The following is a 13,746-nucleotide window of genomic DNA, read 5'->3' as shown; positions in this document are numbered from 1 at the left end:
ACAACCAATTTTACACGCTTAAACGCGATTCCCTACTGACGTAAGTCCGTAAGGCGGAATCTTTCGCCTCAGAAAAAGATGCACTGTTGGAGAATGTTATCCAGCGTAACGACAAGAACAGGAGCACCATGATGAAAATGACAAAACTGGCAACCCTCTTCCTGACCGCCACACTCACTCTGGCAAGCGGCAGCGTCCTGGCCGCGGAAACGGGCACATCAGACAGCAACGGTGATGCGAATGCCGCGGCAGCAGCAGGCCAGCCCGCACCTGATGCGAAACAGAATATCGCCCCGAATAATGTCGACAACAGCCAGATCAATACCGGCAACACTAACACCGGAGGCACCATGCTGCATCCCAACGGCAGCGGTTCCGGCACCATGAATCATGACAATATGAGTTCGGACGAGGTTCATAAGAACTCAATGTGCAAGGACGGCAAATGCCCTGACCCTAATGACAAAGTAGGGAACGACGCGAATACCAAAACCGATGGCACCACCCAGTAATGGGGATGTTCGGTAAGAAAAAGGAGAGCTCTGGCTCTCCTTTCTTTTTGGAGTAACCTATTAAAAACGCTACACTAAAAACAATAACACATCAGGAAAGCAGACATGGCGCACTCCCATTCCCACTCACCCTCTCCCGGCAACGACAACGCTAAACGACTGATGCTGGCCTTTGGCGTCACGGCAACGTTTATGGTTATCGAGGTCATTGGCGGCCTGATTTCCGGCTCTCTGGCGCTACTGGCTGATGCCGGACACATGCTGACCGATGCCGCAGCGCTGCTCTTCGCCCTGCTGGCGGTGCAGTTTGCGCGTCGTCCTCCCAATGCGCGCCATACCTTCGGCTGGCTGAGGCTGACAACCCTCGCCGCGTTTGTTAACGCTATTGCGCTGGTGGTCATTACCGTTCTTATCGTCTGGGAGGCCGTACAGCGCTTCAGACACCCGCAGCCGATCGCCGGGGCGACAATGATGGTGATTGCCGTGGCGGGGCTGCTGGCGAATATCCTCGCCTTCTGGATTTTGCACCGCGGCAGCGGGGAAAAGAACCTCAACGTGCGCGCTGCGGCTCTGCATGTTCTGGGTGATTTGCTCGGCTCAGTCGGGGCGATTGTCGCCGCGCTGGTGATCCTCTACACCGGCTGGACGCCTGTCGATCCGATTCTGTCCGTGCTGGTGTCATGTCTGGTCTTGCGCAGCGCCTGGCGACTGCTGAAGGAGAGCGTGAATGAACTGCTTGAAGGGGCACCGGCATCGATGGATATTGACGAGCTGAAGCGCAACCTGCGCCGTTCAGTCCCGGAAGTCCGCAATGTTCATCACGTGCACGTCTGGCTGGTGGGGGAAAAACCGGTCATGACGCTGCACGTCCAGGTGATCCCGCCTCACGACCACGATGCGCTGCTTGAACGCATCCAGCATTTTCTTGAACATCACTACGAAATTGGCCACGCCACCATCCAGATGGAGTATCAGCCCTGTAACGGGCCGGACTGCCACCTTAACGAGGCGCAGTCCGGACATTCACATCAGCATCACCACTAGCTGGAAAGCGCGTGGGAACCTCGCTCACGCGCGCTCTTAATCCACATCCGGCTGCCGTTCAGCGCGATGAAAGTCAGCAGCAGATATTCCAGCGACATCGCATAGACGCCCTGCAGGGCGAAGATCGCCACGCTGATCACGTTGATGATCACCCACAGCAGCCAGTTCTCAACGTATTTACGGGTCATCAGGATCATCGCCGCAATCGACAGCACCATCATGCAGGAATCCCAGAACGGGAAGGCATCCGGCTGGAGCTCGGGCATCGTCACGTTCAGGCCGAAACCGGACATGACCGAAACGGCAACGCGGGTCAGGAACGCAAACACCGGGTTGATATAGACGGTCATTAAACCAATGGCGACCACGCAGGCGACAAACCAGGCGATGGCTTTCGGCAAGGGAAGCCAGCGGATCTGCAGCTCTGCCTCCTGCTGGCTGTTCTGACGCGACCACGCGTACCAGCCGTAAATATTGGCGGCGAAGAAGAACAGCTGCAAAAGCAGGCTGGCATACAGCTGGATCTGGAAGAAGATAATCGCAAACAGCGTAACGTTTATCAGCCCGAACGCGTAGTTGCTGATCTTCTCCAGGCTTGCCAGCCAGATACAGAGTAATCCCGCCAGCGTGCCAACGGCCTCAATCCATGACAGGTCATAGCCACCTGCACCAATCGGTATATGAACCAGAATGTTCTGCGTGCTAAAAAAATCCATCTTTTCCCCGGTCGTTTTGAATTAAGTACGTAGTGTAGCCGCAAAATCCAGCATGCGGTTAAGCGGAATTAATGCACCTTCACGCAGGGCGGCATCCACATGGATTTCATGTGCTGCCCCGCCCGTCTCGAGCCCTTCGGCAATGGCCTTCAGGCCATTCATCGCCATCCACGGACAATGCGCACAGCTGCGACACGTTGCGCCCTCGCCCGCCGTTGGCGCTTCAAGGAGCTCTTTCTCCGGCACGGCCTGCTGCATCTTGTAGAAGATACCGCGATCGGTCGCCACGATGAGCTGCCTGTTAGGCAGCGTTCTGGCCGCGTTGATAAGCTGGCTGGTTGAGCCCACGGCGTCCGCCATGTCGACAATCGACTGCGGTGATTCAGGGTGAACAAGAATCGCGGCGTCAGGATAAAGTGCCTTCATGCGCGCCAGCGCCTGGGTTTTGAATTCGTCGTGCACAATGCAGGTCCCCTGCCAGCAGAGAACGTCAGCCCCCGTCTGCTTCTGGACATAATTTCCAAGATGGCGGTCAGGCGCCCAGATAATTTTCTCGCCCAGGCTATCCAGATGTTCAATCAGCTCAACGGCGATGCTGGAGGTGACAACCCAGTCTGCCCGCGCTTTTACCGCCGCAGAGGTGTTGGCGTAAACCACCACGGTCCGGTCAGGGTAGGCGTCACAGAAGGCCGTGAATTCGTCAATCGGGCAGCCGAGATCCAGTGAACACTCCGCATTAAGCGTCGGCATCAGAATGGTTTTTTCAGGGCTCAGGATCTTTGCCGTTTCGCCCATAAAACGCACGCCAGCAACCAGCAGCGTGGAAGCAGGATGTTTTGCACCGAAGCGTGCCATCTCCAGTGAGTCAGAAATACAGCCGCCGGTCTCTTCCGCCAGCTGCTGAATTTCCGGGTCGGTGTAGTAATGGGCCACCATCACCGCATCTCGTTCTTTGAGAAGACGTTTGATCTTCTCACGGTAGAATTGCTTTTCGTCCTGGCTCAGCGGGACAGGCTTTGGCGGAAACGGATAGATTGCGGCTTCAGGATCAAACATCACACTCATTATGGCTTCTCGTTTTACGGGCTTAACAATATTGCCTTTCTTTTGCATGACATAGCAAAACGCATGGCAATTGTGTTTTGTATACTAAACAAGATAGCGAATATGAGAGGAAAAGTCACCGGAAATAGGTGCGGATAGCATTTGTCGGTCAGCGGCTTCGCCTTGCCCGACCTGCACAGACGGCAGATAGCAAAAAGGCGCCTTTAGGGCGCCTTTCTACACTGGTGGGTCGTGCAGGATTCGAACCTGCGACCAATTGATTAAAAGTCAACTGCTCTACCAACTGAGCTAACGACCCCTTGCGGGATGTACTTCAAATTTATTCAGGCTGGTGGGTCGTGCAGGATTCGAACCTGCGACCAATTGATTAAAAGTCAACTGCTCTACCAACTGAGCTAACGACCCTTTTGGGTGTTGCCTGAATTATCACTCGGAACCAATAAAATTGGTGGGTCGTGCAGGATTCGAACCTGCGACCAATTGATTAAAAGTCAACTGCTCTACCAACTGAGCTAACGACCCGAGTGGTGGGTGATGACGGGCTCGAACCGCCGACCCCCTCCGTGTAAAGGAGATGCTCTACCAACTGAGCTAATCACCCACTCTGTACTGCTGGTGTGCGTTAAGTGGTGGGTCGTGCAGGATGACTCGGCTTCGCCTCGCCCTATGGGCCGTTGCTGACGCAACGTTATCCTTCACGTTTTACTACTACTTCCACCTGACTTAGTGGTGGGTCGTGCAGGATTCGAACCTGCGACCAATTGATTAAAAGTCAACTGCTCTACCAACTGAGCTAACGACCCACTTTTACGCTGTTTTCACGTTGTTTGATATCCCGTGGCAACGGCGGCATATATTACTGATTTAAGAATTCAGCGCAACAAAAATTTCGATGAAGATCACTTAACTGCTTACGAATCATGCTGCACGACCAGAAATAACGCGATTTCTGGTCATGCGATAATCATCCCATCGAATTCAGACGTTTTTGCGCCTGCTTAGCACCTTCGGTACCCGGGAATTTGGAGACCACCTGCTGGTAAACCGCTTTGGCTTTCGCAATGTCGCCTTTGTCCTGCATGATGACGCCCACTTTATACATCGCATCAGGCGCTTTTGGCGATTTCGGGTAATTTTTCACCACAGAGGCAAAATAAAACGCCGCATCGTCCTTTTTACCCTTGTTGTAATTCAGCTGACCGAGCCAGTAATTCGCATTTGGCTGATAAGTGGAATCAGGGTATTTCTTAACAAAGTTCTGAAACGCAGCAAGCGCGTCATCCTGACGAGATTGATCCTGCACCAGGGCAATGGCCGCGTTGTAGTCCGTATTCGCGTCACCGCTCTGTACAGGCGCACCTGTTGAAGCAGAAGCATCCGCAGCCGGAGCTGATGTCGCCGCACCGGTCTGATCGCCCGCGGCTGGCTGTGCTTGTGCTGCTGCACCACCGCTGCTCAGACTATCCATCTGCAGCAAAATCTGCTTCTGACGTTCCACAACCTGGTTCAACTGATACTGGCTTTCCTGAATCTGGCCGCGGAGAGAGTCAATATCGTTTTGGTTATCAGAAAGTTGTTGCTGGAGTTGGGTTAAAAGCTGGCTGTGAGCGTTAGAAATACGCTCGAGTTGAGTGACCCGGTCTTCTACCGAGCCTGAGCCGACACTACTGATTGGTGCCTGAGCAAAAGCGGCCCAGGGGGCCGCTATTCCAACCAGTAACGACAGACTCAACAGATGATGTCTGAAGTTACTGCTCATGCAATTCTCTTAGTAAACCAGTACGGCACGACGGTTTTTGGAGTAAGCCGCTTCGTCGTGACCCAGTACTGCAGGTTTTTCTTTACCGTAAGAAACGATGGAGATCTGGTCAGCAGAAACGCCTTTACCCTGCAGGTACATTTTAACAGCGTTAGCACGACGTTCACCCAGGGAGATGTTGTACTCTGGAGTACCACGTTCGTCCGCGTGACCTTCTACGGTGACTTTGTAAGATGGGTTGCTACGCAGGAAGTTAGCGTGAGCATCCAGCATCGCAGCGAAGTCAGAACGGATGTCGTATTTATCCAGATCGAAGTAAACGATGTTGTTCTGCTGCAGCTGCTGCATCTGAAGACGCGCCTGCTCTTCAGAAGACATGTTGCCATTGCCGTTCGCGTCCATACCGGTGCCGGCACCCATCATGCCTTCGCCGCTCTGGTCATTGCTGGCGTTCTTGTTAGAAGAACACGCTGCGATTGCCATTACAGGCAGAGCGATCATCAGCCCCTTCAGCACTTTGTTCAGTTGCATTTCTATGATTCCTTTAGTAATCAATTAATTATTATTTACAGATACGGCGACCAGGCAGGTGATTTTACCTGTCCATCAGTTGCCGGAATACGCGCTTTGAAACGCCCATCTGTAGAAACCAGATTCAGCACAGATCCCATCCCCTGAGAAGAGCTGTAGATTACCATCGTGCCGTTAGGTGCCAGACTTGGCGTTTCATCCAGGAACGTTGACGACAGAACTTGAACGCCACCCGCTACCAGATCCTGTTTGGCAATGTGCTGCTGCCCACCGTTGGAGCTCACCATTACCATAAATTTACCGTCGCTGCTCACGTCTGAGTTCTGGTTCTGCGAACCTTCCCAGGTAATACGCTGCGGAGCACCGCCGTTGATGTTGACTTTATAGATTTGTGGACGGCCAGCCTGGTCAGAAGTAAACGCCAGGTTTTGACTATCCGGGAACCATGAAGGTTCAGTGTTGTTGCTGCGACCGTCGGTCACCTGACGGATCTGGCCAGAGCCAATGTCCATCACGTACAGGTTCAGGCTACCGGTTTTTGACAGCGCAAACGCCAGTTTAGACCCGTCCGGAGAGAAGGAAGGTGCACCGTTGTGACGTGGGAAAGACGCCACCTGACGAACAGCTCCGTTTGCCAGCGTCTGGATAACCAGCGCTGAACGGCCGCTTTCGAAGGTTACATAGGCCAGTTTAGAACCGTCCGGAGACCAGGCTGGAGACATCAGCGGCTGAGAAGAACGTTTCACCAGGAACTGGTTGTAGCCGTCGTAGTCAGATACGCGCAGCTCATACGGGAACTGACCACCGTTGGTCTGCACCACATAAGCAATACGGGTACGGAACGCCCCTTTAATGCCGGTCAGTTTTTCAAATACCGCATCGCTGGCAGCGTGTGCCGCGTAGCGCAGGTACTGCTTAGTGACCTTGTAAGAGTTCTGTGCCAGAACGGTACCCGGTGCACCGCCGGTATCCACCAGCTGCCAGGCCACGTTGTAAGAGCCGTCCGGGTTAGGCGTAACCTGACCCACAACCACGGCATCAATACCCAGTGCAGACCATGCTGCAGGCTGTACTTCCTGCGCGCTGCCCGGCTGCTGAGGCAGACGAGAACGATCTAACGGGTTGAATTTACCGCTGTTACGCAGGTCAGCCGCCACGATGCCACCGGCATCTTCAGGTGCAGCGCCAGGACCGGCCCACTGGAACGGAACAACACCGATTGGGCGTGCCGAGTCCACCCCCTGGGTGATCTCGATACGTACTTCTGCGTGCAGTACTGCTGCCCACAGCATTAAAAAACTAAATGCTACACGTAATGCCTGCTTCATCATATCTCCCTTATCCGGGTAACCTTACCCACGATAATTTAGCAGAATGTTAACAAACTCAAATAGACAAAACTACCAGAACCCTGTGACTAAACCTGGTCTATTTTTCCCCGTTTGCACGGGGAAAATGTAACTTAAGGTTTGAAGTCCAGCGGCGCATTTTTGAAGACTTCGTAAACTGCCTGAGACGGCGGTTTAGGCATCTTCGCCTGACGCGCTGCAGCCAGGGCCGCAGTACATAAAGCCGGGTCGCCACCTTCAGACTTGATATCCAGCAGCATGCCGTCCGGAGCCAGTTTTATACGCAACGTACACGTTTTACCGGTATAGGAAGACGCATCATAGAATCGGCTTTCAATAGCGGATTTAATCTGCGCGGCATAACCGTTGATTTCAGCCCCTGTCGCACCGTTACTCTTAGTGTTACCACTTCCCGTCGGCGCTGCGTTGTTTCCTTTCGCCCCACCGCCCGTTTTCGGTGCATTCTTACCGGAGCTTAAATCGCCCAGCAGATCGTCAACCCCTGCGGCAGCAGCGGCTTTTTCAGCAGCCGCGGCCTTTTTGGCCGCCGCTTTATCAGCAGCAGCTTTCTTATCGGCAGCGGCCTTCTCAGCTGCAGCTTTCTTATCGGCGGCAGCCTTCTCAGCTGCAGCTTTTTTATCGGCAGCGGCTTTTTCAGCGGCGGCAGCTTTTTCTGCAGCCGCTTTCTCAGCAGCAGCCGCTTTCTTCGCGGCCTCGGCAGCAGCTTTCTTCTCTGCTTCCTGAGCGGCTTTTTTCGCGGCTTCCGCTTCGGCTTTCTTCTGAGCATCGGCAGCGGCTTTTTTCGCGGCTTCCGCTTCAGCTTTCTTCTGAGCATCGGCAGCGGCTTTCTTCGCGGCTTCCGCTTCAGCTTTCTTCTGAGCATCAGCAGCGGCTTTCTTCGCCGCTTCTGCCGCTAATTTTGCCTGGGCATCAGCCTGTGCTTTCGCGTCCGCTGCGGCTTTTGCTGCCGCCTCTTCCGCCTGCTTTTGCTGTTCCTGTGCTTTCTTCGCGGCCTCTTCGGCTTGCTTCTGCTGTTCCGCCTGCTCTTTCGCAGCTTCCTGCGCCTGCAAACGCTCTTTCTCAAGCTGCTTCAGACGCTCCTGCTCTGCGGCCTGCTTTTCACGCAGTTCTTCCGCCTGCTGTTGCGACTGTTTTTCACGCTGCTCTTCAGCCCGTTTGGCACTCGCCTTCTGCTGCTGTTCGCGATTATAGTTCTGTACTACCGCACCGGGATCCACCATCACGGCGTCAATGGAAGACCCTCCACCGCCGCCGGCTGATGCATCAATATGCTCGTCGAACGAACTCCAGATCAGCGCTGCAAAGAGAATCACGTGCAGCACTGCGGAGACGATTATCGCTCGCTTAAGCTTGTCGTTCTGTTCGGTTGCCTTTGACACTATCGGTTCCCAAAAACTACGCGGATGATCAAATAGGTTGGGTCATTAAGCCAACTGACTTAACACCCGCACTATGTAGCAAGTTCAGCGCTTTAATAATTTCATCGTAGGGTACGTCTTTCGCGCCACCGATTAAGAAGACCGTTTTCGGATTTGACTCCAGACGACGCTGCGCTTCAGCAATAACCTGCTCAGGCGGCAGCTGATCCATACGATCTTTCTCTACCACGACGCTGTATTGCCCTACGCCGGAAACCTCAATGATAACCGGAGGATCGTCATTGGTGCTCACCGCCTGTGATTCTGTCGCATCCGGCAGATCCACTTCCACGCTCTGAGTAATGATTGGCGCTGTCGCCATGAAGATCAGCAGCAGTACCAGCAGGACGTCCAGCAGTGGAACGATATTGATTTCGGACTTGAGCTCGCGACGACCTCGTCCACGCGATCTGGCCATGGTTTACCCCTTGTTGCTCTCGGTGCTGGTAAACGCCTGACGGTGCAGAATCGCAGTGAACTCTTCCATAAAGTTGTCGTAGTTCAGTTCCAGTTTGTTCACGCGCTGGTTCAGACGGTTATAAGCCATAACCGCAGGAATTGCCGCAAACAGACCGATAGCGGTCGCAATCAGTGCTTCAGCGATACCCGGTGCAACCATCTGCAACGTCGCCTGCTTCACCGCGCCCAGCGCGATAAAGGCGTGCATGATCCCCCACACGGTACCAAACAGGCCGATATACGGGCTGATGGAACCGACAGTGCCGAGGAATGGAATATGCGTTTCGAGATTTTCCAGCTCACGGTTCATAGAGATACGCATCGCACGCGAGGCACCTTCTACAACCGCTTCCGGCGCATGATTGTTTGCACGATGCAGACGAGCAAACTCTTTGAAACCGCTATAAAAAATTTGCTCGGAGCCTGTAAGGTTTTCACGGCGTCCCTGGCTTTCCTGATACAGACGAGAAAGCTCAATACCCGACCAGAACTTATCTTCAAACGCTTCAGCTTCACGGCCAGCGGCATTGAGGATACGCGTTCTCTGGATGATGATGGCCCAGGATGCGATTGAAAAACCAATCAAAATCAACATGATAAGTTTAACCAGAAGGCTTGCCTTCAGGAACAAATCAAGGATATTCATGTCAGTCACTGCTTAAACTCCGCGACAATAGACTTAGGAAGCGCACGAGGCTTCATTATGGTTGGATCAACACAAACAATCAGCACTTCAGCTGAGTTCAGTACGGTATTCTCTGCGTTGACTATCCGCTGCGTGAAAACCAGTGAGGTCCCGCGCATTGATGTAATTTCAGTTTGGACTTCGAGCATATCGTCGAGTCTGGCAGGCGCAAAATACTCAAGCGTCATCTTGCGTACCACGAAGGCAACTCGCTCAGCCAACAGCACCTGTTGACTAAAGTGATGATGGCGCAGCATCTCTGTGCGTGCCCGTTCATAAAAAGCAACGTAGCTGGCGTGGTAAACCACACCACCGGCATCGGTATCTTCGTAATAGACACGAACCGGCCATCGAAACAGCGTTGTATTCACTTTACATCCCGGTAATGCAACAAAAGTTAATGCTTTTAAACTTCGCTACTATACGCGCGGGAAAGAGGGTTGGGAATGGGAGAAAGTAAACGGAGAGTAAATTTTTATGGGCTCGGGTAAGCCCATAACGTTAACGGACATTTCTTATTCAGAAGAAGAAGAAAATCAAACCGGCGAGAAGCACCAGATCGGCAATCAGCGGGCAAAAAATTCCCTGCCAGTGAACGGCTTTCGGACGAAAGCCCACGCCGTGGATCACACCTGCGCACACCGCCCACATAATGAGAAAGCCGTGCCAGATTTCAAGCTCGCTGGTTTTCGCTGCAAAGCGCGAAGGGTCCCAGAAGATACAACCTGCCAGCAGTAATGCCATCACTAAAGAAAGCGCCCGTAGCGGGCGCTTATCCATTACCGCGTAAAGCGTCGCGATAATATTCATCAGTGTTTTTCTTCACCCGCTTTGGTCGCTTCGACGTGCTCAAGCGCCAGGGCAGTGATGACACCAAATGCACAGGCAAGAAGCGTCCCTAAAATCCATGCGAAATACCACATATTCAGCTCCTTACTTAGTACATAGAGTGGGTGTTGCTTTCGATATGTTCTTTAGTGATGCGACCGAACATTTTCCAGTAACACCAGGTGGTGTAGAGCAGGATAATCGGTACGAACACGCAAGCAACATACGTCATCAGGTTCAGCGTCAGCTGGCTGGACGTTGCGTCCCACATGGTCAGGCTAGCATTCAGCATGGTGCTGGATGGCATGACGAATGGGAACATCGCAATACCCGCCGTCAGGATGATGCACGCCAGGGTCAGCGAAGAGAACACGAACGCCAGCGCGCCTTTCTCCAGACGAGACGTCAACACGGTCAGCAGCGGCAGCAATACGCCCAGAGCCGGGATCGCCCACAGCGCAGGGGTGTTATTGAAGTTCACCAGCCAGGCGCCAGCCTGACGCGCCACTTCTTTGGTCAGCGGATTAGACGGCGCAGTATGGTTGATTGCAGACGTCACCACGTAGCCATCGATACCGTACACCACCCACACACCGGCCAGTGCGAAGCAGACCAGCGTCACCAGCGCAGCGACCTGAGCCGTCGCGCGAGAACGCAGGTGCAGTTCACCAACCGTACGCATCTGCAGATAGGTTGCGCCCTGAGTGATGATCATCGCCACGCTCACCACGCCGGCCAGCAGACCAAACGGATTCAGCAGCTGGAAGAAGTTACCGGTGTAGTAAAGACGCATGTATTCGTCCAGGTGGAACGGTACGCCCTGCAGCAGGTTACCGAACGCCACGCCGATCACCAGCGGTGGAACGAAGCTACCGATGAAGATGCCCCAGTCCCACATGTTGCGCCAGCGGGTGTCTTCAATCTTGGAACGGTAGTCGAAACCAACCGGACGGAAGAATAAAGAGGCCAGCACCAGAATCATCGCCACGTAGAAGCCGGAGAACGCAGCCGCGTAGACCATCGGCCAGGCAGCGAACAGCGCGCCGCCAGCGGTGATCAGCCACACCTGGTTACCGTCCCAGTGAGGGGCGATGGAGTTGATCATGATTCGACGCTCGGTGTCATTACGACCGAGGAAACGGGTGAGCATCCCCACCCCCATGTCGAAACCATCCGTGACGGCAAAACCGATCAGCAGAACGCCAACCAGCAGCCACCAGATAAAACGCAATACTTCATAATCGATCATTTGATGACTCCTGTCTTAGCGTGCCGGCTGAGTAGTCGCAGTGGACTGCTCGTAGTGATAGCGACCGGTTTTCAGGCTGCTTGGGCCAAGGCGCGCGAACTTGAACATCAGGAACAGTTCAGCCACCAGGAACAGGGTGTACAGACCACAAATCAGCAGCATGGAGAAGATCAGGTCGCCCGCTGTCAGGGACGAGTTCGCTACCGCCGTTGGCAGTACCTCACCAATCGCCCATGGCTGACGGCCGTACTCCGCAACAAACCAGCCGGATTCGATCGCGATCCACGGCAGTGGAATACCGTACAGCGCGGTGCGCAGCAGCCATTTTTTCTCGCCGATGCGGTTACGAATCACGGACCAGAAGGACGCCGCAATGATCAGCAGCATGATGATGCCGCAGCCCACCATGATACGGAATGCGAAGTACAGTGGCGCAACGCGTGGAATCGAATCTTTGGTTGCCATCTGGATCTGCGCTTCTGTCGCATCAGAAACGTTCGGGGTATAACGCTTCAACAGCAAACCGTAACCCAGATCTTTCTTCACGTTGTTGAACTGGTCGCGAACGGCCTGGTCGGTAGAACCGGCACGCAGCTGTTCCAGCAGCGAGTAAGCTTTCATACCGTTACGGATACGCTCTTCGTGCTGAACCATCAGCTCTTTCAGACCGGTCACCTGCTTATCAACAGAACGGGTGGCGATGATACCCAGCGCATAAGGGATCTGAATGGCGAAGCGGTTTTCCTGCGCGTCCTGATCCGGAATACCGAACAGCGTAAAGGCAGCAGGCGCCGGTTGGGTTTCCCATTCGGCTTCGATGGCGGCCAGTTTGGTTTTCTGCACGTCACCCATTTCGTAACCGGATTCATCACCCAGAACGATAACAGAGAGGATTGCAGCCATACCGAAGCTTGCAGCGATAGCAAAGGAGCGCTTAGCAAACGCGAAGTCACGACCGCGCAGCATGTAGTAAGAGCTGATGCCCAGTACAAACATCGCGCCGCACACGTAGCCAGAAGCCACGGTGTGAACGAATTTAACCTGTGCAACCGGGTTCAGGACCAGCTCGGCAAAGCTGACCATCTCCATACGCATGGTTTCGAAGTTGAAATCAGACGCGATAGGGTTCTGCATCCAGCCGTTCGCCACCAGAATCCACAGCGCGGACAGGTTCGAACCTAATGCCACCAGCCAGGTCACCGCCATATGCTGGACTTTACCCAGACGGTCCCAGCCGAAGAAGAACAGACCTACAAAGGTGGATTCGAGGAAGAATGCCATCAGACCTTCAATGGCCAGCGGCGCACCGAAGATATCCCCTACATAGTGGGAATAGTAAGACCAGTTAGTCCCGAACTGGAACTCCATGGTCAAACCGGTTGCCACGCCCAGCGCGAAGTTGATACCAAACAACTTGCCCCAGAACTTGGTCATATCTTTATAAATCTGTTTGCCGGAGAGAACGTATACCGTTTCCATAATGGCCAGCAGGAACGCCATACCGAGCGTCAGTGGCACAAACAGGAAGTGGTACATCGCGGTCAAGGCAAACTGTAAGCGCGACAGTTCGACTATATCTAACATCATGACTCCTTGCTCATCGCATGAAGACTCCGAGAGTGAACCCCGTCAGAGAGAGATCCACACGCATGCCCCAATACAAATTATTCGCATCCTTGTCGTCGTTATTACCCTGAAGGAGGATAAAAACGATGACGTGAGGTTACAAATACGTTAATAAAAAACTCAAATTGATCCCGCAAATATAATACGCTGCAAAACCCTTACAATAAACAGGTTTTTATTGAATCACATTTACGTTTTTCGACGGCGATCAATTTATAGCAAAATTACCACTTTTCGGCCATTTTGATCGGGGACAATTTACCGCCTTTTGATGGGTTTTTCCAAGGATTAAACATTGATTTAAATCAAAAACAATCCGTTGTGTTAAATGTGTTTTGATGCGGTGAACATAGTAAAAACCATGTTAAAGATATGTATATAAAATACAATTAAGGTTATCAAGTCGATTGATGAATATAAACAGAAGTGATTTTTATTAACTCAGAAGCCCGAATGCCTAATTTATTCAGGACATAAATTTTAG

Annotated in this window: 15 protein-coding genes and 5 tRNA genes; 2 read left to right on the top strand and 18 right to left on the bottom strand. The window is 53.1% G+C overall.

Annotation, left to right across the window (positions count from 1 at the left end; all coding sequences use genetic code 11):
• Positions 1 to 131 precede the first annotated feature (131 nt).
• Complete coding sequence (locus USF70_RS02250; RefSeq protein ID WP_032661161.1) at positions 132 to 512, top strand: protein YbgS; 381 nt, start codon at positions 132 to 134, stop codon at positions 510 to 512.
• Between the two features lie 105 nt (positions 513 to 617).
• Positions 618 to 1,556, top strand: a complete 939-nt coding sequence (gene zitB / locus USF70_RS02245) for a CDF family zinc transporter ZitB (protein WP_058841708.1) — start codon at positions 618 to 620, stop codon at positions 1,554 to 1,556.
• Here zitB and pnuC read toward each other — a convergent pair.
• From pnuC to cydA, 18 genes are all read right to left on the bottom strand, one after another.
• Positions 1,553 to 2,272 (bottom strand): nicotinamide riboside transporter PnuC, encoded by a 720-nt coding sequence (pnuC, locus tag USF70_RS02240; RefSeq protein WP_047061376.1) that lies wholly within the window; start codon positions 2,270 to 2,272, stop codon positions 1,553 to 1,555. The genes zitB and pnuC overlap by 4 nt on opposite strands.
• A gap of 21 nt (positions 2,273 to 2,293) precedes the next feature.
• Positions 2,294 to 3,337: a quinolinate synthase NadA gene (gene nadA / locus USF70_RS02235; RefSeq protein ID WP_232938420.1), complete on the bottom strand. Its 1,044-nt coding sequence runs from the start codon at positions 3,335 to 3,337 to the stop codon at positions 2,294 to 2,296.
• 222 nt (positions 3,338 to 3,559) lie between these two features.
• Positions 3,560 to 3,635 (bottom strand) — tRNA-Lys (locus tag USF70_RS02230).
• A 31-nt stretch (positions 3,636 to 3,666) separates the two neighbouring features.
• Positions 3,667 to 3,742: transfer RNA gene (locus tag USF70_RS02225), tRNA-Lys, on the bottom strand.
• Positions 3,743 to 3,783: 41 nt separating this feature from the next.
• Positions 3,784 to 3,859: transfer RNA gene (locus USF70_RS02220), tRNA-Lys, on the bottom strand.
• Between the two features lie 3 nt (positions 3,860 to 3,862).
• Positions 3,863 to 3,938 (bottom strand) — tRNA-Val (locus USF70_RS02215).
• Between the two features lie 126 nt (positions 3,939 to 4,064).
• A tRNA-Lys gene (locus USF70_RS02210) sits at positions 4,065 to 4,140 on the bottom strand.
• A 161-nt stretch (positions 4,141 to 4,301) separates the two neighbouring features.
• Positions 4,302 to 5,096, bottom strand: coding sequence for a cell division protein CpoB (gene cpoB / locus USF70_RS02205; RefSeq protein ID WP_214538228.1), 795 nt, complete (start codon positions 5,094 to 5,096; stop codon positions 4,302 to 4,304).
• Positions 5,097 to 5,105: 9 nt separating this feature from the next.
• Positions 5,106 to 5,627 carry a peptidoglycan-associated lipoprotein Pal gene (gene pal / locus USF70_RS02200; protein ID WP_003858578.1) on the bottom strand — a complete coding sequence of 174 codons (522 nt, stop codon included), beginning with the start codon at positions 5,625 to 5,627 and terminating at the stop codon, positions 5,106 to 5,108.
• 35 nt (positions 5,628 to 5,662) lie between these two features.
• On the bottom strand, positions 5,663 to 6,955 hold the full coding sequence (tolB, locus tag USF70_RS02195) for a Tol-Pal system beta propeller repeat protein TolB (protein ID WP_008501103.1): 1,293 nt from the start codon (positions 6,953 to 6,955) through the stop codon (positions 5,663 to 5,665).
• A 134-nt stretch (positions 6,956 to 7,089) separates the two neighbouring features.
• Positions 7,090 to 8,376 carry a cell envelope integrity protein TolA gene (tolA, locus tag USF70_RS02190; RefSeq protein ID WP_029740419.1) on the bottom strand — a complete coding sequence of 429 codons (1,287 nt, stop codon included), beginning with the start codon at positions 8,374 to 8,376 and terminating at the stop codon, positions 7,090 to 7,092.
• A gap of 28 nt (positions 8,377 to 8,404) precedes the next feature.
• Positions 8,405 to 8,833 carry a colicin uptake protein TolR gene (gene tolR / locus USF70_RS02185; protein ID WP_003858589.1) on the bottom strand — a complete coding sequence of 143 codons (429 nt, stop codon included), beginning with the start codon at positions 8,831 to 8,833 and terminating at the stop codon, positions 8,405 to 8,407.
• 3 nt (positions 8,834 to 8,836) lie between these two features.
• The gene (gene tolQ / locus USF70_RS02180; protein WP_008501101.1) at positions 8,837 to 9,529 is read right to left on the bottom strand and encodes a Tol-Pal system protein TolQ; all 693 of its coding nucleotides are present in this window, start codon (positions 9,527 to 9,529) and stop codon (positions 8,837 to 8,839) included.
• On the bottom strand, positions 9,526 to 9,930 hold the full coding sequence (gene ybgC / locus USF70_RS02175) for a tol-pal system-associated acyl-CoA thioesterase (protein WP_003858593.1): 405 nt from the start codon (positions 9,928 to 9,930) through the stop codon (positions 9,526 to 9,528). Before ybgC ends, tolQ begins: the two co-directional genes overlap by 4 nt.
• A gap of 148 nt (positions 9,931 to 10,078) precedes the next feature.
• On the bottom strand, positions 10,079 to 10,369 hold the full coding sequence (gene ybgE / locus USF70_RS02170; protein WP_010428735.1) for a cyd operon protein YbgE: 291 nt from the start codon (positions 10,367 to 10,369) through the stop codon (positions 10,079 to 10,081).
• Complete coding sequence (gene cydX, locus USF70_RS02165) at positions 10,369 to 10,482, bottom strand: cytochrome bd-I oxidase subunit CydX (protein ID WP_003858598.1); 114 nt, start codon at positions 10,480 to 10,482, stop codon at positions 10,369 to 10,371. Before cydX ends, ybgE begins: the two co-directional genes overlap by 1 nt.
• A gap of 14 nt (positions 10,483 to 10,496) precedes the next feature.
• On the bottom strand, positions 10,497 to 11,636 hold the full coding sequence (gene cydB / locus USF70_RS02160; RefSeq protein WP_039261312.1) for a cytochrome d ubiquinol oxidase subunit II: 1,140 nt from the start codon (positions 11,634 to 11,636) through the stop codon (positions 10,497 to 10,499).
• 15 nt (positions 11,637 to 11,651) lie between these two features.
• Complete coding sequence (gene cydA / locus USF70_RS02155) at positions 11,652 to 13,220, bottom strand: cytochrome ubiquinol oxidase subunit I (RefSeq protein WP_023310795.1); 1,569 nt, start codon at positions 13,218 to 13,220, stop codon at positions 11,652 to 11,654.
• Positions 13,221 to 13,746: the final 526 nt, after the last annotated feature.

It is taken from the genome of Enterobacter sp. 237C8, assembly GCF_034106865.1.
Lineage (GTDB): Bacteria > Pseudomonadota > Gammaproteobacteria > Enterobacterales > Enterobacteriaceae > Enterobacter > Enterobacter asburiae_B.
Note: the sequence above shows the minus strand (reverse complement) of the source record. Positions and strands in the feature narration are given on the sequence as shown.

Bases quoted from the DNA above. Each gene is read 5' to 3' on its own strand.
- nadA (WP_232938420.1), bottom strand. From the start codon at position 3,337: ATGAGTGTGATGTTTGATCCTGAAGCCGCAATCTATCCGTTTCCGCCA.
- pnuC (WP_047061376.1), bottom strand. From the start codon at position 2,272: ATGGATTTTTTTAGCACGCAGAACATTCTGGTTCATATACCGATTGGT.
- cydA (WP_023310795.1), bottom strand. From the start codon at position 13,220: ATGTTAGATATAGTCGAACTGTCGCGCTTACAGTTTGCCTTGACCGCG.
- tolB (WP_008501103.1), bottom strand. From the start codon at position 6,955: ATGAAGCAGGCATTACGTGTAGCATTTAGTTTTTTAATGCTGTGGGCA.
- zitB (WP_058841708.1), top strand. From the start codon at position 618: ATGGCGCACTCCCATTCCCACTCACCCTCTCCCGGCAACGACAACGCT.
- pal (WP_003858578.1), bottom strand. From the start codon at position 5,627: ATGCAACTGAACAAAGTGCTGAAGGGGCTGATGATCGCTCTGCCTGTA.
- USF70_RS02250 (WP_032661161.1), top strand. From the start codon at position 132: ATGAAAATGACAAAACTGGCAACCCTCTTCCTGACCGCCACACTCACT.
- cydX (WP_003858598.1), bottom strand. From the start codon at position 10,482: ATGTGGTATTTCGCATGGATTTTAGGGACGCTTCTTGCCTGTGCATTT.
- cpoB (WP_214538228.1), bottom strand. From the start codon at position 5,096: ATGAGCAGTAACTTCAGACATCATCTGTTGAGTCTGTCGTTACTGGTT.
- cydB (WP_039261312.1), bottom strand. From the start codon at position 11,636: ATGATCGATTATGAAGTATTGCGTTTTATCTGGTGGCTGCTGGTTGGC.
- ybgE (WP_010428735.1), bottom strand. From the start codon at position 10,369: ATGAATATTATCGCGACGCTTTACGCGGTAATGGATAAGCGCCCGCTA.
- tolR (WP_003858589.1), bottom strand. From the start codon at position 8,833: ATGGCCAGATCGCGTGGACGAGGTCGTCGCGAGCTCAAGTCCGAAATC.